The 23808-nt window shown below is 45.8% G+C and carries 19 protein-coding genes; 13 read left to right on the top strand and 6 right to left on the bottom strand.

What is annotated here, in order from left to right; genetic code table 11:
* Positions 1-113: 113 nt before the first annotated feature.
* Positions 114-794 carry a TIGR00153 family protein gene (locus ITG12_RS09105; RefSeq protein WP_038866436.1) on the bottom strand — a complete coding sequence of 227 codons (681 nt, stop codon included), beginning with the start codon at positions 792-794 and terminating at the stop codon, positions 114-116.
* A 205-nt stretch (positions 795-999) separates the two neighbouring features.
* Here ITG12_RS09105 and ITG12_RS09100 point away from each other — a divergent pair, with 205 nt between their 5' ends.
* On the top strand, positions 1000-2532 hold the full coding sequence (locus ITG12_RS09100) for an inorganic triphosphatase (RefSeq protein ID WP_038878255.1): 1533 nt from the start codon (positions 1000-1002) through the stop codon (positions 2530-2532).
* 32 nt (positions 2533-2564) lie between these two features.
* Here ITG12_RS09100 and ITG12_RS09095 read toward each other — a convergent pair whose 3' ends face one another.
* Positions 2565-3383 (bottom strand): potassium channel family protein, encoded by an 819-nt coding sequence (locus ITG12_RS09095; RefSeq protein WP_038866202.1) that lies wholly within the window; start codon positions 3381-3383, stop codon positions 2565-2567.
* A gap of 42 nt (positions 3384-3425) precedes the next feature.
* Between ITG12_RS09095 and ITG12_RS09090 the strand changes: the two genes are divergently transcribed.
* From ITG12_RS09090 to hldE, 3 genes are all read left to right on the top strand, one after another.
* Positions 3426-4682, top strand: a complete 1257-nt coding sequence (locus tag ITG12_RS09090; protein ID WP_038866204.1) for a methyl-accepting chemotaxis protein — start codon at positions 3426-3428, stop codon at positions 4680-4682.
* Positions 4683-4800: 118 nt separating this feature from the next.
* Entirely contained in the window at positions 4801-7644 is a 2844-nt protein-coding gene (gene glnE / locus ITG12_RS09085) for a bifunctional [glutamate--ammonia ligase]-adenylyl-L-tyrosine phosphorylase/[glutamate--ammonia-ligase] adenylyltransferase (protein ID WP_248872979.1), read from the top strand.
* A 77-nt stretch (positions 7645-7721) separates the two neighbouring features.
* Positions 7722-9152 carry a bifunctional D-glycero-beta-D-manno-heptose-7-phosphate kinase/D-glycero-beta-D-manno-heptose 1-phosphate adenylyltransferase HldE gene (gene hldE, locus ITG12_RS09080; RefSeq protein ID WP_248872978.1) on the top strand — a complete coding sequence of 477 codons (1431 nt, stop codon included), beginning with the start codon at positions 7722-7724 and terminating at the stop codon, positions 9150-9152.
* Positions 9153-9463: 311 nt separating this feature from the next.
* On the opposite strand, the gene tolC is transcribed toward hldE, so the two are convergent.
* Positions 9464-10786, bottom strand: coding sequence for an outer membrane channel protein TolC (gene tolC, locus ITG12_RS09075; RefSeq protein ID WP_039974723.1), 1323 nt, complete (start codon positions 10784-10786; stop codon positions 9464-9466).
* Between the two features lie 229 nt (positions 10787-11015).
* Between tolC and nudF the strand changes: the two genes are divergently transcribed.
* From nudF to parC, 6 genes are all read left to right on the top strand, one after another.
* Positions 11016-11663: an ADP-ribose diphosphatase gene (gene nudF, locus ITG12_RS09070; RefSeq protein ID WP_248872977.1), complete on the top strand. Its 648-nt coding sequence runs from the start codon at positions 11016-11018 to the stop codon at positions 11661-11663.
* 3 nt (positions 11664-11666) lie between these two features.
* Positions 11667-12110, top strand: a complete 444-nt coding sequence (locus tag ITG12_RS09065; RefSeq protein WP_038878249.1) for a DUF1249 family protein — start codon at positions 11667-11669, stop codon at positions 12108-12110.
* A 61-nt stretch (positions 12111-12171) separates the two neighbouring features.
* Positions 12172-12978: a 3',5'-cyclic-AMP phosphodiesterase gene (gene cpdA / locus ITG12_RS09060; protein ID WP_248872976.1), complete on the top strand. Its 807-nt coding sequence runs from the start codon at positions 12172-12174 to the stop codon at positions 12976-12978.
* A gap of 57 nt (positions 12979-13035) precedes the next feature.
* On the top strand, positions 13036-13620 hold the full coding sequence (yqiA, locus tag ITG12_RS09055; RefSeq protein ID WP_248872975.1) for an esterase YqiA: 585 nt from the start codon (positions 13036-13038) through the stop codon (positions 13618-13620).
* Positions 13621-13867: 247 nt separating this feature from the next.
* A complete protein-coding gene (gene parE, locus ITG12_RS09050) occupies positions 13868-15748 on the top strand; it encodes a DNA topoisomerase IV subunit B (protein WP_038866219.1) in 1881 nt (626 codons plus the stop codon).
* A gap of 3 nt (positions 15749-15751) precedes the next feature.
* Positions 15752-18040 (top strand): DNA topoisomerase IV subunit A, encoded by a 2289-nt coding sequence (gene parC / locus ITG12_RS09045; RefSeq protein ID WP_038866220.1) that lies wholly within the window; start codon positions 15752-15754, stop codon positions 18038-18040.
* Positions 18041-18078: 38 nt separating this feature from the next.
* Here parC and degS read toward each other — a convergent pair whose 3' ends face one another.
* From degS to zapG, 3 genes are all read right to left on the bottom strand, one after another.
* A complete protein-coding gene (gene degS, locus ITG12_RS09040) occupies positions 18079-19146 on the bottom strand; it encodes an outer membrane-stress sensor serine endopeptidase DegS (RefSeq protein ID WP_038866223.1) in 1068 nt (355 codons plus the stop codon).
* Positions 19147-19326: 180 nt separating this feature from the next.
* Positions 19327-20694 (bottom strand): Do family serine endopeptidase, encoded by a 1368-nt coding sequence (locus tag ITG12_RS09035; RefSeq protein ID WP_038866225.1) that lies wholly within the window; start codon positions 20692-20694, stop codon positions 19327-19329.
* 199 nt (positions 20695-20893) lie between these two features.
* The gene (zapG, locus tag ITG12_RS09030) at positions 20894-21337 is read right to left on the bottom strand and encodes a Z-ring associated protein ZapG (protein WP_038866227.1); all 444 of its coding nucleotides are present in this window, start codon (positions 21335-21337) and stop codon (positions 20894-20896) included.
* Positions 21338-21534: 197 nt separating this feature from the next.
* On the opposite strand from zapG, the gene zapE reads away from it, so the two are divergent.
* From zapE to rpsI, 3 genes are all read left to right on the top strand, one after another.
* Positions 21535-22638: a cell division protein ZapE gene (gene zapE / locus ITG12_RS09025; protein ID WP_248872974.1), complete on the top strand. Its 1104-nt coding sequence runs from the start codon at positions 21535-21537 to the stop codon at positions 22636-22638.
* Positions 22639-22892: 254 nt separating this feature from the next.
* Positions 22893-23321, top strand: coding sequence for a 50S ribosomal protein L13 (gene rplM / locus ITG12_RS09020; protein WP_005436093.1), 429 nt, complete (start codon positions 22893-22895; stop codon positions 23319-23321).
* 15 nt (positions 23322-23336) lie between these two features.
* Positions 23337-23729 carry a 30S ribosomal protein S9 gene (gene rpsI / locus ITG12_RS09015; RefSeq protein WP_038866232.1) on the top strand — a complete coding sequence of 131 codons (393 nt, stop codon included), beginning with the start codon at positions 23337-23339 and terminating at the stop codon, positions 23727-23729.
* Positions 23730-23808 lie beyond the last annotated feature (79 nt).

Genomic DNA, 23808 nt, shown 5'->3' with positions numbered 1-23808 from the left:
TTATAACAAGCGGAGCAAAATTTAGCGCGCATCAGCCCATAAGACGGTGAATCTCGTCATCGTCCATCTGACTTGCATTCGTAATGCTCTTCGTTATGTCGTTAACTTATGATTTAAGATCGAGATAGCATGACTTCCAAACGAGCACCTACGCGCTGCGCTTGGTCGGCAATACCACCTACCCATTCAAGAATCTTGTACAAGAACATGACGTCGATAGGGTTCATGTCAGGTTCAATCGCCATCAATTGTTGGCGTAATTCAATCTGCATGGCATCGGTGTCATCTTCGATAACATCTAGTTGATTAATCATTTCAGCAACTAGCGTTACTTCACGGCCTTTAAAGCCAGTTTCAAGAAGTTCATCAAGTTCATTGATCACTTTTTGCGCCTGGTCAGCCGCATCAAGACATCGTTGAACGTAAGCGAGGAAATTTGATTGGAGAGCCTCTGGAATGACAAGTTGACGGCCATATACACGGCCAGCAATGTCTTTTGCCAGGTTAGCAAGTTTGTCCTGTTGAGTCAGAAGCTCAAGCATGTCAGTACGATCGACTGGCATGAACAAACCGCGAGGCAGTTTTAGACGGATTTCACGTTTCAGAACGTCTGCTTCTTTCTCTAGGTGAGAAATTTGAGCGCGAATTTCTGCTGCTTTTTCCCAGTCACCCTTTGAAGATACTTCAAAGAACTTAACCAAGTGTGAACAACATTCGTTGACACAGACAACGTGGCGTTGCAAAGGCTTAATTGGGGACTTTGCAAATAACCCCATAATTGTATTTACTGGCATGGTCATTCAACCTAATAGCTATAACCTTAAAAAAACATACACCATTTCTTGGCGAAATGTTGAACGATGGCTATAAAGGCGCGCATGGTAACGCATTAAATCACTCTTTAAAACTGTTTTAGATCATCATTCCGGTGATATTTCTTTCTTGCCGTGTGAGAAATTAGGCAATATCCTGTTTCTATCTGCTTTGAAAGGTATAGCTATGGAAACCGAGATAGAACTGAAGTTTTTTGTTTCTCCTGAATTTTCAGAAACTTTAAGAGCAAAAATTTCTGAAACAAAAGTACTTCAGCACAGTTGTCGTGACTTGGGTAACACCTATTTTGATACCGCTGATAAATGGTTAAGACAGCACGACATTGGTTTAAGAATTCGCCGTTTTGATGACGTTTTTGTCCAAACTGTAAAAACAGCAGGACGCGTTGTAGCGGGCCTTCATCAAAGACCAGAATACAATGCTGAGCACACCAGTAATGAGCCAGAACTCACGCTTCACCCTTCTGACATTTGGCCAGTAGGTAAAGACGTTGCGACGCTGCAATCAGAATTGACCCCTCTATTCTCTACCAACTTCACTCGTGAACAGTGGCTGATTGGTATGCCTGATGGCAGTCAAATCGAAGTGGCTTTTGACCAAGGTGCTGTAATTGCTGTTGATGCCGAAGGGGAAGAGAAACAAGATCCTATTTGCGAAGTTGAACTGGAACTGAAATCAGGTCAAACCGATGCACTGTTTACTCTTGCTCGTAGTCTATGTGAAGCTGGCGGTATGCGCTTGGGTAACCTGAGCAAAGCCGCAAAAGGTTACCGCTTGGCGAGTGGCTATGCAGGGGATGAAGTGAAGCCTTTGTCTTTAGTCGATAGTAGTAAGACAGATACCGTAGAGTACTGCTTTATTAACTCGTTAGAGCATGCGCTTTCTCATTGGCATTACCATGAGCAAATTTTTACTGAAAGAGACAGTGTTGAGGCTCTGCGCGAAATTGGTAATTCAATTCGTTTTATTCGTCAGACTCTGACTATCTTTGGTGGAATGGTGCCGCGTCGCGCCAGTGCGATTTTACGCCAAGAACTAAAATGGTTGGAAGAAGAGCTAGAGTGGCTAGACGAGCACGCGCACTTAGAAGAGCTTTTAGATGATAAAGGTAATGTGTTACGTAAACTGGATGCTCGTAAGTTCTTAGTTTCTGAGTTGACGCAGCAACTAGAAGAGCTACCTGGTCGTGAAGAGACCCTTCAACTCCTCAGTTCGGCACGTTACACCGGTCTGCTATTGGATTTGAGCCGTTGGATTCTCACTCGTGGTTGGCAACCTTTCTTAGACGACAAAGCTAGTGAAAAAATGTCTGCGAATATCCAGCCGTTTTCTGTCACGCAATTGGATCGCACTTGGGCGGAGCTGATGGAAGCATTCCCAGCGGAGCGTCAGCTGTCAGGACAAGAATACGTTGATCAACGTTACCGTCTATTACGAAATCTCTATACGGGTATCGGCTTTGCGAGTTTGTACGATTCGGAAGAACGTAATAGTTTCCGACTGCCATGGGCTGATTTAGTGCATGGTATTGATGACTTGCTGATGTTGAACCATCTATTGCCATTGGTTGGTATGTTAGAAGGGGAAGAGCAAGAGCAACTGGAACGTTGGTTACATCGTCAAGAGCGTTCTATTTTGCACGCGATGGATCAGACGCGAGCCATCAGCGTGGAAGTTGAGCCCTACTGGCAAGAGTAAGATCAAACAATAAAAAATAGGACCTTAGGGTCCTATTTTTTTGTCTGCTGCTTTTGTTCTTGAAGCTCTTCTTCAATCACTTGTAGCCGGTTCAAAATCTGTTCTTGTCTGTCTAGCACCTGTTCTAACAGCTTTTCTTTATTTTTTGAGCGATGATCTTGCTGTCTGGTTGGCGCAGTCAGAATCGATGTAATCAAACCAGAAATCATACCGAAGATACCGACACCACAGATGATGACCAGTACAGCCAGTAGTTTGCCGCCTGTCGTCACCGGATAATGGTCACCATAACCAACTGTTGAGATGGTCACAAATGCCCACCACAATGCATCTGTTCCCGTTTGGATGTTTGCTTCAGGACTTTGTCCTTCAATAAACAACATGGCACTGGAACCAAGAGTTATCAGAACCACCATTAGCAATAAGATAGAGGCTAGAGTGGTCTCTCGGCGGTTTTGCTTGAGCTGTAAAAGAATGAACTTTGAAGAGCGTAAGACCAAAATGACACGCAAGATGTGAAACAGTCGAGCGAAGCGTAAAGGCTCAACCATTGGGATACTCGCCACAAAATCGATCCAGTGATGCTTAAGAAATGACCTGCGATCTGTGGCCCGGATCAAATCTATGGTGAGCTGTAATAGAAAAATACTACAGATTATAAAATCCAGACCGATAAGAACTTGACGGGTTTCGTTATCAAGCGGGAAAAACAACAGGCCAGAGATCACAAATAGTGCCATAAAGGACAATATTAGTGATAGCAGCCCCATCGGTTTGGTGCTGTCTTTGATATCATGGTTTTTCATACGAAGCTCGAAATAAATCGCGCAGGCAACGTTAAGTGCGCGCATAAGTATAAGTAAGACTATATAAGACTCGGTGGAGAACTGACAATGGAAAAGCTGGCATTTAAGCCGTGGGAAAGGGTGATATCCGACATCAAGCTCGTTCCGAAAATGGTCATGTTGATGGTATTTAGCACCATCCTAATTGTGGCGAAGCAACTGTGGGATGCGAGCACATTCTACGATTCATTACTAGCGGCAACTCAGAACGAACAAGTTGCCCAGCAGCATTATGAAGCGTATCTCACTCAAGTTGCTTGGCAAACAGCGATCTTAATTGTGGTGTTTGTGGTACTACTGCTGGCCGCTGCGCGCGTGATGTTGCGTCAGACGCAATACCTTAATGAAGCCATAAAATTAATGGCAAGTAAGAACCTTTCTGTTCCTTTTGGAATGGATTGTAAAGACGAATACGGCGATGTGGCTCGTGAACTTGAGACCACTCGTCGCCAACTGCATGATGTCATTCAAATGCAAATCAACTCTTCGGAAGAGCTTTCTACTCTCACAGAGGTGATGACATTGAGCATGTCCGAGACGAAAGAGTCAGCACAAGAAGAGTTTAATGAAATCGACCAGCTTGCGACGGCCATGAGCGAGATGTCTTCAACCGTACAAACTGTAGCTGAACATGCGCAAACAGCGTCAACTTTAACCGAGCAAGCTTCAACTCAAGCGGTGACTGGCCAGCAGTTCTTGCAAAAAACCGTGTCTAAAATGAGTGAACTCTCTTCTGATATCGCGTCTTCGGCAAGTGCCGTTAACCAAGTAGAAGAACGCGTAGAAGCGATTGGTAGTGTAGTAGGGACCATTCAAGGTATCTCAGAGCAAACTAACCTACTTGCGTTGAACGCAGCGATTGAAGCGGCGCGTGCAGGTGAAGCAGGTCGAGGTTTTGCCGTGGTTGCGGATGAGGTTCGTAACCTTGCCCAGCGTACACAACAAGCGACCGTTGAAATTCAAGAAATGATCACACAGCTTCAATCGAGTGCTGAATCTGCCGTCGAATTGATGGAAAAGAGCGTGGTTGAAGCAGCTGAAGGGGTTGAGTTGGTGTCCAATGCAGGCTCTGAACTGGATGGCATCGTTGGTCAAGTGACACAAATTAACGACATGAACTTCCAGATTGCGACGGCTTCAGGCCAACAAAGTAGCGTCGCAGAAGAAATGAGCCAAAACCTCACTAACGTTCGTGAGTTGGTGGAAGCATCTGTTGTTGTTGTGACGGAGCTGCTTGAAACGTCTGAAATGATGCAAAGTAATGCCGAAGAGTTAGATGAGAAGATTAAATCCTTCCAAGTCTAAGTCTAACAAGCTTTGATAAAACGCCCACAAACCTTTTGTGGGCGTTTTTATTTGTGCTAACTCTGGTATAAATAAGTGATAACACCTAATCACAGTGCTTTTCAAACAAGGAAGAAAAATGCAGCTGCCTTCGTCACTGATTTCTGTCGCGGATTCTGCGGTACAAAATGCGGAACAAGCGGGATACGTTCAACAATGGCCAACCGAGATTACCGAGCAGTTCCGTTTCGTTTCAGGCCTCAGTAAGTTCATTACCGAAGCGATTCATCGTGATGAGACACTCGCACAAGATTTACCTAGCATGTTGGCAGAAAGGAGTCGACAACAAGCCTATCGTGCGCGTCTCGCAGATCTTTTGGCGGAATGCCAAGATGAAATGGCTGGACACCGTGTGCTACGTCAATTTCGCAACCGTGAAATGGTCTACATTGCGTGGAAAGACTTCACTCACACTTGGACGCTAGAAGAGTCACTTAGTCACTTATCACAATTGGCAGAAGCGATGATCTTCGAGACTTACCAATGGCAATATAAGATTTGTTGCAATGAGTGGGGAACCCCAACCAATGCCGAAGGCGAAGCGCAACCTATGCTGATCATCGGTATGGGTAAGTTGGGCGGTGGCGAGCTGAACTTTTCTTCCGATATCGACTTGATCTTCACCTATCCAGAAAATGGTGAGACGCAAGGTGCACGTCGTAGTATTGCCAATGCACAGTTCTTTACCCGTTTGGGTCAACGCATCATTAAAGCGCTCGACCAACAAACCTTTGATGGTTTCTGTTACCGCGTTGACATGCGTCTACGTCCGTTTGGTGAAAGTGGCCCCTTGGTCATGAGCTACGCAGCTCTCGAAGATTATTATCAAGAGCAAGGGCGCGACTGGGAACGTTACGCGATGATCAAAGCACGCGTCATGGGCAGCGAAATGTATCCGCAATACCAAGAATTGCGCCAGATGCTGCGCCCATTTGTGTTCCGCCGTTATATCGACTTCAGTGCGATTCAATCTCTGCGTCGAATGAAATCGATGATCAGCAGTGAAGTACGTCGCCGTGGTTTGAGTAACAACATTAAATTAGGCGCTGGTGGCATTCGTGAAATCGAGTTTATTGCTCAAGTATTCCAGTTAATTCGTGGTGGTCGAGAGCCTTCTTTGCGAGGTCGTGGTTTACTAGAAACCTTGAATGCCATTGGTGAATTAGGCCAGTTAACCCCATCAGAAGTCGAGAATTTAGAAACGGCCTATAAATACTTACGTAAGCTGGAAAACTTGCTGCAAGCGATGGCCGATAAACAAACCCAAACCTTGCCTGATTGCGATCATGAACGCCTAAAACTGGCCATTGCGATGCGATTTGATGCTTGGGATGATTTGATGGCTCAAACTCAACAGCATATGGCTAACGTACATAAGGTGTTTGAGAACTTAATTGGTGATGACGAAGAGGACGAGACGGAAACCATCGCACGTCATTTCCATGAACTTTGGGACATGGCGACCAAGCAAGATGTGCTTGAACATGTGTTGCAAGAAGACATCAAAACGGAGAACTCGGAAGCGCTTGCTAAAACCATCATGCAGTTTAAGGCAGACTTAGCGAAAAAAACGCTTGGCCCACGTGGGCGTGAAGTCTTAACTAAGTTAATGCCGAAAGTCTTCGATGCGGTGTTCGCCCATCCTGATGCACAGTTTGGTCTGCCACGAGTTCTGCATTTGCTGCATAACATATGCACGCGCACTACGTATTTAGAATTGCTGGATGAGCACCCTGCCGCATTGGTGCAATTGGTGCGTCTGTGCACTGCAAGTCCGATGATTTCCGAGCAGCTATCGCGTTACCCAATACTGCTTGATGAGCTGATCGACCCTCAGCACCTTTATAACCCAATCCCACTCGACAGCTACCGAACGGAGCTGCGCGACTTCCTTGCTCGTATTCCAGAGGATGATATGGAACAGCAAATGGAGGCGTTGCGTCAGTTCAAGCAAATTTGCATCCTCCGCATTGCCGCAGCAGACATTGCTGGTGTGTTACCAGTGATGAAAGTAAGTGACCACTTAACTTACTTAGCTGAAGCCATCGTAGAAGCCGTAGTGAACCAAGCTTGGCTACAAGTGTCGGAAAAGTATGGTGAACCAACACACGTAAAAGATCGTGAAGGTAAAGGTTTTGCTGTGATTGGTTATGGGAAAGTCGGTGGTTGGGAATTGGGCTACAACTCAGATCTCGACATCGTGTTTATGCACGATTGTCCGGTAAATGTGTATACCGATGGTAAGAAAGAAATCGACGGTCGTCAGTTTTACCTTCGTTTGGCACAGCGCATCATTCATATTTTCTCGACCCGCACTGCATCAGGCATTCTGTACGAAGTGGATACTCGCTTACGTCCTTCTGGCGCATCAGGATTACTGGTAAGCCCGACCGATGCATTTGACGATTATCAACATCAAGATGCGTGGACTTGGGAACATCAGGCGTTAGTACGTGCTCGCATGATTTATGGTGACGAACCATTAGCGATAGCTTTCCATAACACGCGCCATGATGTGCTGTGTAAGTCGCGTGACCAAGATACGCTGAAGAAGCAGGTGGTCGATATGCGGGAAAAAATGCGTGATCACCTTGGCGGGAAAAAGTCTGAGCGCTTTATGCTTAAGCAGGATAAGGGCGGTATTACCGATGTTGAATTTCTCGCTCAATACCTTGTGCTCAACTACAGTCACAGTAAGCCTAAACTAATACGTTGGTGCGATAACGTAAGAATTTTTGAAACCTTGATTGCTCAGGGTGTTATGGAAGAAAATCAAGCGATGCAGTTAACTCGCGCATACACATCGATGCGTGATGAGATTCATCGTCGTAACTTACTTAATTTGGATGCTGATGTGGCGGAAGATAAGTTTGTTGCGGAGCGCGAGTGGGTGAAGCAAGCATGGAATCAATGGTTTGCCTAAGCAGAAGTCATGTGCAAGGTTCAGCCTAGAAAAAGGCTGTGTTAAACTCACCACGATTTAATTTTTGGAGACCAATAATGAAACCAATTCTACCTGATTACAACAGCGCTGGTGTGCTTATCATCGGCGATGTCATGCTAGATCGTTACTGGTATGGCCCGACTGGACGTATTTCTCCTGAAGCGCCAGTACCTGTTGTGAAAGTAGAAAACAATGAAGAGCGTCCGGGTGGTGCTGCGAACGTCGCAATGAATATTGCTTCACTTGGCGGTCACGCTCACATTGTTGGTCTAACGGGTATGGATGAGCCAGCGAAAGTGCTGACTGAAACCCTGAACTCGCTAAAAGTAAAATGCGACTTTGTGGCGCTTCCTGAATACCCAACGATTACTAAACTGCGAGTCATGAGCCGTGGTCAACAGTTGATTCGTTTGGATTTTGAAGACAAGTTCGAGAACACAGATCCAGAGCCTGTATTGTCTCGCATGGAAGCCGCGCTACCAAGCGTGAAAGCGGTCATCATGTCTGACTACGCAAAAGGTTCGCTTGAGCATGTACAGGCGTACATCCAAAAAGCACGCGCAGCAAACATTCCCGTATTTATTGACCCTAAAGGGGCGGATTTCGAACGCTACCGTGGCGCAACCCTTCTGACTCCAAACATGAAAGAGTTTGAAGACGTTGTGGGCAAAGTGAAATCTGACCAAGAGTTAGTAGAAAAAGCGCTAGCTTTAGTTGAAGAGTTCGAATTTGAAGCTCTGTTGGTGACACGCAGCGAAAACGGCATGACATTGATTCGCCGTGGTGCAGAGCCATTCCACCTACCGACACAAGCGAAAGAAGTGTATGACGTAACAGGTGCGGGTGATACGGTTATTTCTGTATTAGCAGCATCGGTAGCCGCTGGTAAATCGTTTGAAGAAGCTTGTGCACTAGCAAACGCAGCCGCAGGTGTTGTGGTTGGTAAATTAGGTACATCAACACTATCTGAGATTGAATTGGCTGAAGCTATTCACGGCAGTCAAGATACAGACTACGGCGTGATTTCAGAGCAAGCGCTGATTGAAGCCGTGAAGAAAGCACGTGCAAAAGGCGAGAAGGTCGTGATGACCAATGGTTGTTTCGATATTCTACACGCAGGTCATGTTTCTTACCTAAATCATGCTGCTGAGTTAGGTGACCGCCTAATCGTTGCAGTGAATACTGATGACTCTGTGAAACGCTTGAAAGGCCCAGGTCGTCCAGTGAACCCAACAGATCGTCGTATGGCAGTTTTGGCGGGGCTTGGCGCGGTTGATTGGGTTGTACCGTTCAGTGAAGACACACCACAGCGTTTGATCTCAGAAGTGCTGCCTAGCTTATTGGTGAAAGGTGGTGATTACAAACCAGAAGAGATCGCGGGTGGTAAAGAAGTGATCGCTGCAGGCGGTGAAGTTCGTGTACTGAACTTTGAAGATGGTTGTTCAACCAGCGAGATCATCAACGCTATCAAAGGTGGTAAGGGTTAATACCTTGCTCGCCAAACTGATTACTACAAATTGATTGTTAAAGGTCGCTTTCGAGCGGCCTTTGTTGTTTTTGGAGGAGTGCATCTAACCACAAACGTATTCCAGACCTCCCTCTTTTCAAGGGGGAGTTAGAGGTGGGGGGGAATACTCGGTCTGATTGAAAACCAGTGTCGTCAATTAGATCGAGAAGCAACCCCTTCCTAATCCTCCCCTTCGAAGGGGAAGGGGCCTAGAGCGCACTTGGCTTGGTTACTTAGCCCAAAAAAAACGCCAGTTGAAATCAACTGGCGTTTTTCGTGTTACTTAGACGTTTATTTTGCTGGCTTAAGGCCCGCGTCTACATCTAGGATGTCTTGCTCACTTAGCGTACCAACTGCTTGGCGTAGCTGAAGACCTGCAAGAATGTAGTTGTAACGTGCATCTGAAAGGTTTTTGTTTGCATCGTAAAGACGACGAGTTGCGTCTAGCACGTCAACGATAGTACGAGTACCAACATCGAAACCAGCTTCTGTTGCTTCAAGTGCAGACTGTGCAGAAACCACAGATTGTTCGTACGCTTTTAGTGCGCCGATAGAGGCGTTAATGTTGTTGTTTTGTGCTCGCACTTCTTTCACAACACTACGGTATTCAGCTTCTAGGTTTTCACTAGCAGCAACGTAGCTGTATTCCGCTTGTTTCACTTCAGATGTTGTACGACCACCTGTGTAAAGTGGCACGGCTAGGTTTACACCAACATTGAAGCCATCGGCTGTATTATCGTTAATACTTTCCGCAGTATCAGCGTAGTTGTAACCACCGTCCAGAGATAGCGTTGGTAGGTGACCAGAACTCGCTAGCGAAATATTGTCACGCGCAATGTCTTGTGAAATACGTGCTGATAAAAGGCTTAGGTTGGTTGTTTTTGCTTCTTCTACTAGTGTTTCAGCTGGTGTGCTTGGACGACTTGCAGAGAAACGAGCAGTATCAAGAACATTTAGGTTTTTGTGTTCTTGGCCTGTAATTTCACGTAGTGACTCGTAGCTGTTGATCAGATCGTTTTCTGCTAGAACTTCATCAGCCAATACTGCATCAAATTGTGCTTGTGCATCATGTACGTCAGTAATTGCCGATAGGCCAACTTCAAAACGTTGTTTAGTTTGCTCTAGTTGGCGACCAACCGCGGCTTTCTCTGCACGGACAAACACTAGGTTGTCTTGTGCACGCAGTACTTCAAAGTAAGCTTGAGAAACGCGAAGGATCAAACCTTGTTGCGTTGCTGCATAAGTTGCATCTGATTGACGTGCCGTTTTCTCTGCAGTGTCTAGGGTAATCCAAGACGCGCGGTTGTACAGCTCTTGTGTAAAGCCAACGCCAGCAGATAAGACGTTTTGGTCCGTCGATACTTTACCACCTAAGTCTTGATCTCTGTCGCCACGTGTAATGTCATAACCCGCGGTTAAGTTGATTTGTGGTAGTAGGGCACTGCGGCTAGAGTTGATTGCTTCAAAAGCTTGATCACGCTGCGCTGCTACGCTGAGCAATTGTGGGTCATTTTGTTTTGCTAAGTCATAAATTTCAGCAAGGGAGTCTGCCCATGCTGCTGTGCTCATACTGCCTAGCGCTGCACTGATAAATAGTGGAAGCAGTTTTTTCATTTTCCATTCCCGCGGTCAATAGATTGGTTAATTCTCAGTAGTTTAACTCAATTTGGACGATATTTACTCTAAACTTTGCACTTTTTTACACGTAATTATCCACCTGTGCAATAAATTTTTGAGAAAGGCTTAAAATAATTTATAACTATTGTACAAAAAGTTGAGCCAAGTCCTTTGAGCAAGCGAATAACAATGAGTAAACTACAAGATTCACTCAGAGAGGTGTTGAATGCAACAGTGTGACAAGCAACAAAATGATTTTACTCCCCAAGATGTGGAAATAATCTCAAAGGAAACCGTGTTTAAAGGTTTCTTTAAAATGGTGAAATACCGTTTTAAGCATAGGTTATTTGCTGGTGGTTGGAGTGGGATTGTCGAACGAGAAATGTTCGAACGTGGTCATGCTGCGGCCATGCTCCCGTATGATCCTGTGACTGATCAAGTTGTGATCATTGAACAGATCCGAGTTGGGGCATTGGAACATTCATCTCCTTGGCAATTCGAAATTGTTGCAGGAATGATAGACCGTGATGAGTCCGCTGAAGAAGTGATTCGTCGAGAAGCAGAAGAGGAAGCAGGGATCCAAGTGGGACGCGTCACCTCGGTTACTTCTTATTACCCTTCTTCTGGTGGTTGCTCGGAAAAATTAGATGTGTTCATTGGAGAAGTGGATGCAACTAAAGCGCATGGCATTCATGGTTTAGACTATGAGAATGAAGATATTCGTGTTCATGTACTGAGCCGCGAAATGGCGTATCAATGGGTGAAGGATGGAAAATTCGAAAATGGTGCTTCTATCATTGCATTGCAATGGTTACAACTTAACCATCAAGAATTGAAATCACAATGGGGAGTTTCCCCAATCGGTGGAGAATAAGTAATGGCACAAGTAGCGGTAAAACAGCGATACCATGTCGACTTAGCGGGTCTGATGAGAACTTATGAGACCAACTACGCTAAGCTCAATGCTTTGCTGCCTGCTTCTGCCGAAGTTGGTGATATTCGTTGTTATCAAGCAGCGAACATGGTTTACCAACTGACCGTGAATGAAATCACAAAATACACCACAGTTGTTGAGATATGTCAGAGTGATGAGATGCCGGTGTTTCCTTTACCGACGATGTCTGTCAGGCTTTATCACGATGCAAGAGTTGCTGAAGTATGCTCAAGCGGAGAGTTCTCTCGCATCAAAGCTAAATATGATTATCCCAACGACCAGTTGATGCAGAAAGATGAAAAACATCAACTTAATACGTTCCTTGGTGAATGGCTGACGTTCTGTTTACGAAGTGGCATTAGTCGATCGCCACTTGCCTTCAATTGATTGTCACGTCACTAAGGGAAAATAACAAAAAATTAAATAGTGGACGAATCAGGTTTTCATTTTGCAATCATCTAGTGACAGCATAAAGCTTATACAAATCACGGATACTCATCTGTTTGCCGCAGATGAGGGCAGTTTGCTGAGCGTAAGAACCGCCGACAGCTTTGAAGCCGTGGTGAAAGAAGTTCTTCATCGTCAAGTGCAGTTTGAATACATCTTGGCGACGGGTGATATTTCACAAGATCACAGTGCCGAGTCTTACCAGCGTTTTGCCGAGGGTATTGCGCCGCTGGAGAAAGTGTGTTTTTGGTTGCCTGGCAATCACGACTTCAAACCAAACATGGGGACGGTTCTACCATCACCTCAAATTCAATCTGTTGAGCACCTTTTGCTAGGTGAACATTGGCAGTTGATCTTGCTAGATTCACAAGTTGTGGGCGTGCCTCATGGGCGTTTAAGTGATCAGCAACTTTCCCTATTAGAAGAAAAGTTGTCTGACTACCCAGACCGACACACACTTGTGTTATTGCACCATCACCCGTTGTTAGTCGGTAGTGCTTGGCTTGACCAGCATACACTGAAGGATGCTGAGGCATTTTGGCAAGTTGTAGACCGTTTTGAGAACGTAAAGGGCATTTTATGTGGTCATGTGCACCAAGACATGAATGTTCTTTATAATGGTATTCGAGTGATGGCAACGCCTTCAACCTGTGTGCAGTTTAAGCCGAACTCCGATGACTTTGCGTTAGACACAGAGTGCCCAGGGTGGCGAGAATTAGAACTTCACCCGAGTGGTGACATTTCTACTGAGGTTAATCGCCTGACGGATGGGCAGTTTCAGCCAGACTTTACCTCAAACGGCTACTAACCAAATATCACGCCCGAACTTTATGTTCGGGCTTACTTTTTCTTCTGTGAGGCTTTTATGAGCAAACCGGCGCTACTACTGTATATCCATGGTTTTAACAGTTCGCCACTTTCAATGAAGGCGAATTTGATGAAAGAGTACTGTGAACAGCAGCGCCCAGACATTAAAGTTGTTGTGCCTCAATTGCCATGCTTTCCACAGCTTGCCGCTCAATGTCTATTAGACATTGTTGAGCAATATAAAGGTGACTATAACATTGGTTTAGTGGGCAGCTCTCTGGGGGGCTACATGTCTACGTGGTTGAACGCGCAATTTGGTTTTCGTGCGGTCGTGGTTAACCCCGCGGTGAAGCCTTATGAGCTGTTGGTTGACTATTTGGGGGAGCAAACTAACCCATACACGCACGAAACCTATACACTTGAAGCTTGTCATATTGACGAGCTGAAAGCTCTTGATGTAAAAAGCATCGCGTCGCCTCAATCCTTCTGGCTGTTACAGCAAATAGAAGATGAGGTTCTGGATTATCGTCAAGCGGTAGAGAAATTTACCGATGCTAAGAAAACCGTAGAAGAAGGCGGTGATCACAGTTTTATTGGCTTTGAGCGTTATCCTGCTCAAATCATTAAATTCTTAAATTTGTGATTTCTAGAGCGATTGGAATAGGCTCATAGTTTTTATTGATATATCCAACCGTTTCTTGACATAGCGGGTATGCTTTCCGACTATGTTTTGCCGAAAAGATCTGAGGGGTGTAAAGCCCTGACTACTTTGTTATGCATGACCGCTCAATGAGAAGGGTGCTGACGGGGTAGCTTTTTCGTTTCTCGAGTATCGCTCACCCATCGGTGAGGCTCGGGTTACAAGTAAACTTTGAGAACAATTCCGTATTATGACTGAACAATATAATGCTGGTGCCATTGAAGTACTGAATGGCTTAGAGCCAGTACGTCGCCGACCAGGGATGTATACGGATACAGCGCGCCCAAACCACTTGGGCCAAGAAGTTATCGATAACAGTGTCGATGAAGCGCTAGCCGGACATGCCTCAAAAGTACAAGTCATCCTACATGCTGACCAATCACTAGAAGTGATCGATGATGGTCGAGGCATGCCTGTTGATATCCACCCAGAAGAGAAGGTTTCAGGTGTTGAACTGATCCTATGTAAGCTTCACGCGGGTGGTAAATTCTCTAACAAGAACTATCAATTCTCTGGTGGTTTGCACGGTGTAGGTATCTCAGTAGTAAACGCACTGTCCAAGCGTGTGGAAGTGACCGTACGTCGTGATGGTCAAGTGTATGAGATTGCTTTTGAGCACGGCGATAAAGTTTCTGACCTAACGGTAGTCGGCACATGTGGTCGTCGTAACCGTGGTACCAGTGTGCATTTTTGGCCAGATGCTAAGTACTTTGATTCTGCAAACTTCTCAGTAACTCGTCTGGTGAATAACCTGCGTGCGAAAGCAGTACTTTGTCCTGGCCTAGAAATTACTTTCACAGATAAAGTAAACAACAAAGACTACAAGTGGTTCTATGAAGATGGTTTGAAAGACTATCTAGCGGAAGGTGTGAAAGGTTATACCGTTCTGCCAGAAGAGCCATTTACTGGTGAATTCTCAGCCGAAACAGAAGCAGCAAATTGGGCCGTGATCTGGCAGCCAGAAGGCGGCGAGATGATCACCGAGAGTTACGTGAACCTTATCCCGACGGCGCAAGGTGGTACACACGTAAACGGCCTTCGCCAAGGTTTGCTTGATGCAATGCGTGAGTTCTGTGAATTCCGTAACTTGTTGCCTCGTGGCGTAAAACTAACTGGCGATGATGTCTTCGACCGTTGTTCATACGTCCTGTCGGTTAAGATTCAAGATCCACAGTTTGCCGGTCAGACTAAAGAGCGTTTGTCTTCTCGTCAAACCGCTGCGTTTGTATCTGGTGTAGTGAAAGACTCATTCAGCCTTTGGTTGAACGAAAAACCACAACTTGCAGAGCAACTTGCTGAAGTTTGTATCGCTAACGCGCATCGTCGTATGCGTGCGAGCAAAAAGGTTGTACGTAAGAAGGTAGCATCTGGTCCTGCACTGCCTGGTAAGCTAACGGATTGTTCAGTACAAGACTTAAACCGCACAGAAATCTTCTTTGTAGAGGGTGACTCGGCGGGCGGTTCTGCCAAACAAGCTCGTGATCGTGAGTTCCAAGCGGTGATGCCACTGCGCGGTAAGATCCTAAACACGTGGGAAGTCTCTGCAGACCAAGTTTTGGCTTCTCAAGAAGTGCACGATATCTCAGTTGCTTTGGGTATCGACCCAGACAGCGACAACCTAGACAGCCTTCGCTACGGTAAGATCTGTATCCTTGCCGATGCGGACTCGGATGGTCTGCACATCGCAACGCTATTGTGTGCACTGTTCACACGTCACTTCCGTGCGCTGGTTGAAGCTGGTCATATCTACGTAGCGATGCCGCCTCTGTACCGTATCGACTGTGGTAAAGAAGTATTCTATGCCCTCGATGATGACGAAAAAGATGGCGTATTAGAGCGCTTGTCGAAGAAGAAAGCCAAAATCAACGTGCAACGATTCAAAGGTCTGGGTGAGATGAACCCACTTCAGTTGCGCGAAACAACCATGGATCCAAATACGCGACGTCTGGTTCAGTTAACCATCGATGATTCTGCGGCGACCATGGAAATGATGGACATGTTGCTTGGTAAAAAACGAGCAGATGACCGTCGCACTTGGCTACAAAGCAATGGCGATATGGCAGAGGTTTAACGGATGTCTACAGAAATTACTTATGATGGCGTTGAACAGTTGCCAATGCGCAAGTTCACTGAAGACGCTTATCTGAACTACTCGATGTACGTAATCATGGATCGCGCATTGCCATACATTGGTGATGGTCTAAAACCGGTTCAACGACGCATCATTTACGCAATGTCAGAGCTTGGTCTTTCGGCATCAGCGAAATATAAAAAATCAGCACGTACCGTTGGTGACGTACTGGGTAAATACCATCCGCATGGTGACTCAGCGTGTTACGAAGCGATGGTACTCATGGCTCAGCCATTCTCTTACCGTTACCCATTGGTAGATGGTCAGGGTAACTGGGGTGCGCCAGATGACCCGAAATCATTCGCTGCAATGCGTTATACCGAAGCAAAACTGTCCAAGTTTGCTGAAGTTCTACTAGGCGAGTTAGGTCAAGGCACGGTTGAATGGCAACCAAACTTTGATGGCACGATGAAAGAGCCACAAATGTTGCCTGCGCGTCTGCCTCATATCCTGCTAAACGGTGTAACTGGTATCGCGGTTGGTATGGCGACGGATATTCCGCCTCACAATGTTCGTGAAGTGGCAGATGCAACCATCCACTTAATCGACAACCCGAAAGCAGAACTGCCGGATGTGATGCAGTTTGTGAAAGGTCCAGATTACCCAACGGAAGCAGAAATTACTTCACCACAAGCGGATATCGAGAAGATTTACCGTAACGGTCGCGGTAGTATCAAGATGCGTGCGGTATGGCACAAAGAAGGTTCCGACATCGTCATTACCTCTCTGCCACACCAAGTATCGGGTGCGAAGTTACTAGAACAAATCGCGAACCAAATGCGCGCGAAGAAACTACCAATGGTAGACGACCTTCGTGACGAATCGGATCACGAGAACCCAACACGTATTGTAGTGGTGCCTAAGTCAAACCGCGTTGACTGTGATTTGTTGATGAATCACTTATTCGCTTCAACGGATCTTGAGCGCAGCTTCCGTGTTAACTTGAACATGATCGGTCTCGATAACCGTCCTCAAGTGAAAGGTCTGGTACAAATTCTGTCTGAGTGGATTGAGTTCCGTCGTACTACTGTTCGTCGTCGTCTACAATATCGCCTAGACAAAGTGATGGCTCGTTTACACATCTTGGAAGGTTTGTTGGTTGCTTACCTAAATCTAGATGAAGTGATTGAGATCATTCGTACTGAAGACGACCCAAAAGCGGTCTTGATGGAACGCTTTGGTATTACTGATATCCAAGCGGATGCGATTCTAGATACTAAACTTCGTCATCTAGCAAAACTAGAAGAGATGAAGATCCGTGGTGAACAAGACGAGCTAGAAAAAGAACGCGAGAAGCTAGAACAGCTGCTTGGTTCTGAGCGTCGTCTGAACACACTACTGAAGAAAGAGATTAAAGCGGACGCAGAGAAATACGGTGATGACCGTCGCTCTCCATTGGTTGAGCGTGCAGAAGCAAAAGCGTTGACTGAGCGTGACCTAGTACCAAGTGAGCCAATCACAGTGGTGCTTTCAGAGAAAGGCTGGATTCGCCATGCGAAAGGCCACGATGTTGATGCAGAAGGCTTAAGCTATAAATCTGGTGATAACTACCTTGCGCATGCTCGCGGTAAGAGCAACCAACAAGCGGTGTTCTTCGGTAGCGATGGCCGAAGCTACTCATTAGAGTCACACTCACTACCATCAGCGCGAAGCCAAGGTGAGCCGATTACTGGCCGCCTGAACATCACGGCTGGTAGCAGTATTCGCCAAGTGATCATGGGTGAAGATGAGCAGCTATGGCTGGTGGGCTCTGACGCGGGTTACGGCTTTGTATGTAAAGGCTCTGAGCTACTGTCTAAGAACCGCAGTGGTAAGGCACTCGTGACACTTCCTGCTAACTCTGAGGTGATGACGCCGAAGACGATTGCGGATCTGGATTCGGATGAGATCTTAGCAATCACCAACCAAGGTCGTATGCTGTTGTTCCCGATTAAAGACCTGCCGCAATTGGCGAAAGGTAAAGGCAACAAGATCATCAATATTCCAGCGGCGAAAGCTAAAGAGCGCGAAGAGGTTCTGTCTCACTTGATGGCATTGCCACAAGGTGCTTCTCTGACGTTGTATGCCGGTAAGCGCAAGTTGGGATTGAAACCAGCGGACTTAGAAAACTTCCGTGGTGAACGTGGCCGCCGAGGTAGCTTATTGCCGAGAGGCTTGCAGCGCGTAACGCGTATTGAAGTGGATATGGGGGGAGCCTCAGACACTTCAGAAGAGCCAAGTGATAGCGAGTAACACACAAACAAAAATCCCAGCCAATGGCTGGGATTTTTTTATGCTTCTTGTTTGTCTTCGGCGATGGTGACTTTTACGTTCATCTCTTTACCCTTGCGGATAATCCCAACGTCGACTGACGTTCCTGGTCGTAAGTCAGTGACAATGTCCATCACGCTTTGTCGCCCTTGAACTTTGGTGCCATTGATACTGATGATGATGTCTTGTTTCTCAAAGCCAGCAGCACTTGCAGGGCCATTTGGATCAATGCCAAGTACGACAATGCCACCAATGTGTTCATTGCCCAATAGACGAGCGGTCACGGCGTTAATATCTTGTCCATCAATACCGATATAGCCACGGATTACTCGGCCATCTGCGATGATCTTCTGCATGATCTTGTTGGCGAGCGGTGCCGGAATGGCAAACGAGATACCGTAGGTTTCAAGGTCTGTCGCTTGTTGGAATGACGCGGTATTGATACCGACCAGTTCACCTTGAGTGTTCACCAATGCACCTCCGGAGTTACCCTCGTTGATTGCTGCATCGGTCTGAATAAAGGCTTGTCGACCATCACTGATTGATGAACGACCTGTCGCAGAGATAATGCCGAATGTTGTGGTTTGTCCCAAGTTGTAAGGGTTACCAATAGCCAGTACAACATCGCCCACCTGAGGCTTATATTCAGAGTTCAGAGGGATAACCGGTAGGTTAGAGCCTTCGACACGCAAAATCGCGATATCTGTGCGTTTGTCAGTCCCCACCAACTGTGCGGCTGCCACTCGACCATCTTGAAGTGCGACAACAATTTGGTCTGCTTGCGCCACTACATGATAGTTCGTGATGATGTAGCCTTTCTCACTTACGATCACGCCGGAACCCAAGCCTTGTGTAGAAAGCTTGCTGCGGTCGTTTTCAACGTATTTTCGGCTGTAGATATTTACTACGGCAGGTGCGGCTTTTCTCACGGCTTGATTAAAAGACACTTCAAGTGAGGCGATATTACTCGGTTGTGTATCAACAAGGGCGTCAGGAATGACATTGCTACGCAAAGAAGGGACAGCGAGTAACACTATGACGGCAGTTGCTAAGCCTAAAAAGACAGAACGTAACAAAAAGCTAAGCATAACCTCTCCATGATTGGGCGCCCGATTGGGATAGAAAAGAGAAGGATAGCACTACATTGAAAAATAACAAAAGGGCAAGACGTGATTGCCTTGCCCTTTTAAAAAACCATGACATACAAGGTAAAGTATAGGAGTGTTCTCGAATAAAACGGAGAAGCACTCATCGCTCTTGTTGATGGATTATCGAATAACTAAGTAAACCGTGCGGTCTCCACGTTGAACATTGATTGCTAACACGCCTTTGTGCTTCTCAACGATGGCGCGCAGCTCCGCTAAGTTCTTCACGCGTTTGCGGTTCACACCAATGATGATATCGTCTTGCTCAAGTTGGTACTGTGCTGCAGGTGAGTTCTCGACCACGCTGGTCACCTTGACCCCTTGAATCTTATCGTTTGGTGTCGTGTTACTTAACTCGGCACCTTTTAAGCCCTCATGCAACGTTTCAGCCTTCGCTTTGATATTGGTAGACTCGCCTAAAGTGACATCAAAACTCTTGCTCTTACCGTCACGAATCACACCAAGTTCAATTTTTTTGCCAGCACCTAGTGTTGCAACTTTGGCGCGAAGTTCAGAGAAGGTATCAATCGATTTACCATTGACGGAAACAATCACGTCTCCGGCTTTCAAGCCTGCTTTATCAGCGGCACTGTCTGGGACCACTTGACTAACAAAAGCGCCTTTGCTTGACTCGTAACCTAGTGCTTCTGCCAATTCTGAAGTGACTTCACCACCCTGAACGCCCAACATACCGCGTTTCACTTCACCAAACTCTAGAATTTGATCCGTTAGGTTTTGCATCATGTTGGATGGAATGGCAAAGCCGATACCAACATTACCGCCATTTGGGCCTAGGATTGCGGTATTAATACCAATCAGTTCGCCATTGAGGTTCACTAATGCGCCGCCAGAGTTACCGCTATTGATAGCCGCATCGGTTTGAATGAAGTTCTCAAAGTTCTCCACGTTTAAGCCGCTTCGGCCAAGTGCAGAAACAATACCAGAAGTGACCGTTTGTCCTAGACCAAATGGGTTACCAATTGCCACGGTAAAATCACCCACACGCAATGCGTCTGAATCTGCCACTTTAATTTGAGTTAGGTCTTTCGCCTTTTCTAATTTAAGCAAGGCAATGTCCGACATTTCGTCACCGCCAACCAATTCTGCGTCGTACTCTCTACCATCGTAAAGGCGAACTCTAATATCATCTGCGCCTTTTATTACGTGGTAGTTTGTTACTATCTGACCTTTCTTCGCGTCAATGATCACGCCTGAGCCCAACCCTCGGAATGGACGTTCTCGAGTTTGTTCTGTTGGAAATTCAGGGCCAAAGAAAAACTGAAACTGTTCTGGAATACGGCTGGTTTGCACCTGTTTGCCCTCTACCGCAATGCTGACGACCGCAGGGGTCACTTTTTCTAGCATAGGTGCAAGGCTTGGTAATTGCTCACCATCAACACTTAAAGGAAGTGCTGCCGTAGCTGAGATTGGGGTGATGATTGAACTTAAGCTTAAAGATAGAACGGTTAACGCAAGCAACGGTTTTTTCATCCAATAACTCCTCTTGAAACCAGTCTGCCAAAAAGAAATATCCTAACCATTATGTGTTTAAGTATTGGTCTGGATAATCGAAACGGGGTGGCAGGTCACTGCAAGTTAGAGATGAGTTGCTTAAGAAAAGTTCAAAAAGGGTCAACACAAATTGATAAGAAATGAATATGTATTGACCCAATAGGAAGAAGAGAGAAGATTAAGAGGCTTTTGCTGTGACGGCTTCAGGTGCGTCGATGATCTCTTTTTCTTTATCTTTCAAAAGGCCGGTTGCGCCATTGGCATAGTCTTTTGGTTGTTCATTGACTTCAGATGGTTGCTCTTCAATTTGCTCTGAAGACATCGCCGTTTTCTTGTCGAATGGGTTGTCTTGCTCAGGCAAGTTTGGCAAGAGTTCTGATGAAGTCTTTGCCATATGTTGGTACAGCTTAGTGTAATCTTTACCTAGCGTATCCAACATTTCTGCGGTTTGTGCAAAGTGATCGACCAGCTCTTGACGTTGTTGCTCTAGTTCAAATTTGGCTGCTTCTAGCTCTTTTTGCACAGACTTTTGTTTTTTGTATTCGGGGGTGGTTAGTCTACTAATGACTACGCCTACGATTGTACCGACCAGCAAACCCACAATGGCATAAATCCAAGGCATAACTGCTCCTTATAGTTGTTTTAACAAGTCTTTTACTACTTAGTTACACGCGGTGCTTGTCCATGTTACTATGGCTTGAACAGCCGATAAAGAAAAATAGCGGTATGTCTTCGGGGACTGATATCCACATCTCTCTATTCCTAATACTGACCCCGAGGTGACAAAATTTCTCTGTACCTCTGATACGACCCAGTGCCATGACACCATTAAAACGATACCAACAAGACATAGCCAAGCATGGATTCCAACGTGATGAAGCGCAATATAGCGCGGTCGTCGCTTTAGATGAACTTTACCATGCCATCGCCGACTTTCAGTCTACACCTATTCCTCAGCTTAGCACTTGGCAAAAGTTACTAGGTAAAAAAGTCGAAATGCCAGAACCTCCTAAAGGACTGTACTTTTGGGGAGGTGTAGGGCGCGGTAAAACTTATCTTATGGATGCCTTTTTTGACGCCTTACCAACAGAAAGGAAAATGAGGGTGCATTTTCATCGCTTTATGTACCGAGTACATGATGAATTAAGGCGTTTAGGTGATGTAGAAAATCCGCTTTCTAAAGTGGCAGACTTGTTTAAGAAAGAATCAGATATTGTTTGTTTTGATGAGTTTTTCGTTTCAGACATTACCGATGCAATGATCTTAGCGACGTTGCTTCAAGAGATGTTTAAACGTCAAATGATTTTGGTCGCGACCTCGAATATTGAACCTCAAAATCTATATCGCAATGGTTTGCAACGAGCACGTTTCATGCCTGCAATTGCCATGATCGTAGAGCGTTGTGATGTGCTCAATGTCGATAGTGGTGTGGACTACCGTTTAAGAACCCTAGAGCAAGCTGAGATTTACCATTACCCACTTGATGAGCAAGCGTCCGTTAACCTTAATCAATACTACCAACAGCTGATTGGGGAAAGAAAAGCCGCAACGAATACGATTGAAGTGAATCATCGCGAGGTTGCAGTGATTGAGGCCAGTGATGGTGTGTTGCATGCTTCTTTTGCTCAGTTGTGCCAAACTCCGCGTAGCCAAAATGATTACATTGAGCTGTCTCGAATCTACCACACCGTATTGCTTGCGGACGTGATGCAGATGGACCGTAAAGTCGATGATGCAGCAAGGCGCTTTATTGCGTTAGTCGATGAGTTTTACGAGAGAAACGTGAAATTAATCATTTCCGCCGAAGTGGCGATGGAGGCGCTTTATAGCGATGGGCTACTGGAATTTGAGTTTAAGCGTTGTTTGTCTCGATTAACTGAGATGCAGAGTCGCGAATACCTAGCGAGAGAGCATCTGGCGTAAAAAACAGCAACTCATCTTAAAAAAGTGAAGAAAAAATTAGTGATTTGGCGCAAAAAAAGGTGATTTTTTCTTCGCTCTTCTCTATAATCCTGCGACCCACCGTTACTGCAGACCTGAATATCGAAGTTATTTCGGCATAGAAGGTCGAGAGAACCAACGACTCGAAGGGGTGATGACTGGGCTCTTAGACAGTGTGGGAACACAATACTGTGTTCCTTTAAAGTTTAAAATTTAATTAACGGGTTATTATTAGCATGAAAACTTTCGTTGCTAAACCAGAAACTGTAAAACGCGACTGGTATGTTGTAGACGCAGAGGGTAAAACTCTTGGCCGTCTAGCAAGTGAAATTGCATCTCGCCTACGTGGCAAACATAAAGCTGAGTACACTCCTCACGTTGACACTGGTGATTACATCATCGTTATCAACGCTGAGAAAGTTGCTGTAACTGGCAACAAAGCTAAAGGCAAAGTGTACTACCGTCACTCTGAATTCCCAGGTGGTCTAAAATCTATCACTTTTGAAAAGTTGATCGATCGTAAACCTGAGATGGTTCTTGAGCTAGCAGTTAAAGGCATGCTTCCACGTGGTCCTCTAGGCCGTGCTATGTACCGTAAGCTTAAAGTTTACGCGGGCGCTGAGCACAACCATGTTGCTCAACAACCACAAGTACTAGACATCTAATTGGGGATTTCGAAAATGGCAGAGAATCAATACTACGGCACTGGCCGTCGCAAAAGCTCAGCTGCGCGTGTTTTCATCAAACCAGGCAGCGGCAACATCGTAATCAACAAGCGTAGCCTTGATGAGTACTTCGGTCGTCCAACTTCTCGCATGGTTGTTAAACAACCTCTTGAGCTAGTTGAACTAACTGAGAAGCTAGACCTATACGTTACTGTTAAAGGTGGCGGTATTTCTGGTCAAGCTGGTGCTATCCGTCACGGTATCACTCGCGCTCTTATGGAATACGATGAGTCTTTCCGTCCTGCTCTACGTGCAGCTGGTTACGTTACTCGTGACGCTCGTTGCGTTGAACGTAAGAAAGTTGGTCTACGTAAAGCACGTCGTCGTCCACAGTTCTCTAAGCGTTAATTTCCTCTTACTGGAAATTATGCTTTTCCAGAGTTTCTCTGGATACTGTGTACCAAAGCTCGGCTATATGCCGAGCTTT

This window comes from Vibrio sp. ED002 (assembly GCF_023277445.1).
Taxonomy (GTDB): Bacteria; Pseudomonadota; Gammaproteobacteria; order Enterobacterales; family Vibrionaceae; genus Vibrio; species Vibrio jasicida.
Note: the sequence above shows the minus strand (reverse complement) of the source record. Positions and strands in the feature narration are given on the sequence as shown.

Coding starts and splice junctions, on each gene's coding strand:
- hldE (WP_248872978.1), top strand. CDS start 7,722: ATGAAACCAATTCTACCTGATTACAACAGCGCTGGTGTGCTTATCATC.
- rplM (WP_005436093.1), top strand. CDS start 22,893: ATGAAAACTTTCGTTGCTAAACCAGAAACTGTAAAACGCGACTGGTAT.
- zapE (WP_248872974.1), top strand. CDS start 21,535: ATGACACCATTAAAACGATACCAACAAGACATAGCCAAGCATGGATTC.
- ITG12_RS09035 (WP_038866225.1), bottom strand. CDS start 20,694: ATGAAAAAACCGTTGCTTGCGTTAACCGTTCTATCTTTAAGCTTAAGT.
- degS (WP_038866223.1), bottom strand. CDS start 19,146: ATGCTTAGCTTTTTGTTACGTTCTGTCTTTTTAGGCTTAGCAACTGCC.
- glnE (WP_248872979.1), top strand. CDS start 4,801: ATGCAGCTGCCTTCGTCACTGATTTCTGTCGCGGATTCTGCGGTACAA.
- ITG12_RS09065 (WP_038878249.1), top strand. CDS start 11,667: ATGGCACAAGTAGCGGTAAAACAGCGATACCATGTCGACTTAGCGGGT.
- ITG12_RS09090 (WP_038866204.1), top strand. CDS start 3,426: ATGGAAAAGCTGGCATTTAAGCCGTGGGAAAGGGTGATATCCGACATC.
- ITG12_RS09100 (WP_038878255.1), top strand. CDS start 1,000: ATGGAAACCGAGATAGAACTGAAGTTTTTTGTTTCTCCTGAATTTTCA.
- yqiA (WP_248872975.1), top strand. CDS start 13,036: ATGAGCAAACCGGCGCTACTACTGTATATCCATGGTTTTAACAGTTCG.
- parC (WP_038866220.1), top strand. CDS start 15,752: ATGTCTACAGAAATTACTTATGATGGCGTTGAACAGTTGCCAATGCGC.
- nudF (WP_248872977.1), top strand. CDS start 11,016: ATGCAACAGTGTGACAAGCAACAAAATGATTTTACTCCCCAAGATGTG.
- tolC (WP_039974723.1), bottom strand. CDS start 10,786: ATGAAAAAACTGCTTCCACTATTTATCAGTGCAGCGCTAGGCAGTATG.
- ITG12_RS09095 (WP_038866202.1), bottom strand. CDS start 3,383: ATGCGCGCACTTAACGTTGCCTGCGCGATTTATTTCGAGCTTCGTATG.
- rpsI (WP_038866232.1), top strand. CDS start 23,337: ATGGCAGAGAATCAATACTACGGCACTGGCCGTCGCAAAAGCTCAGCT.
- parE (WP_038866219.1), top strand. CDS start 13,868: ATGACTGAACAATATAATGCTGGTGCCATTGAAGTACTGAATGGCTTA.
- zapG (WP_038866227.1), bottom strand. CDS start 21,337: ATGCCTTGGATTTATGCCATTGTGGGTTTGCTGGTCGGTACAATCGTA.
- ITG12_RS09105 (WP_038866436.1), bottom strand. CDS start 794: ATGCCAGTAAATACAATTATGGGGTTATTTGCAAAGTCCCCAATTAAG.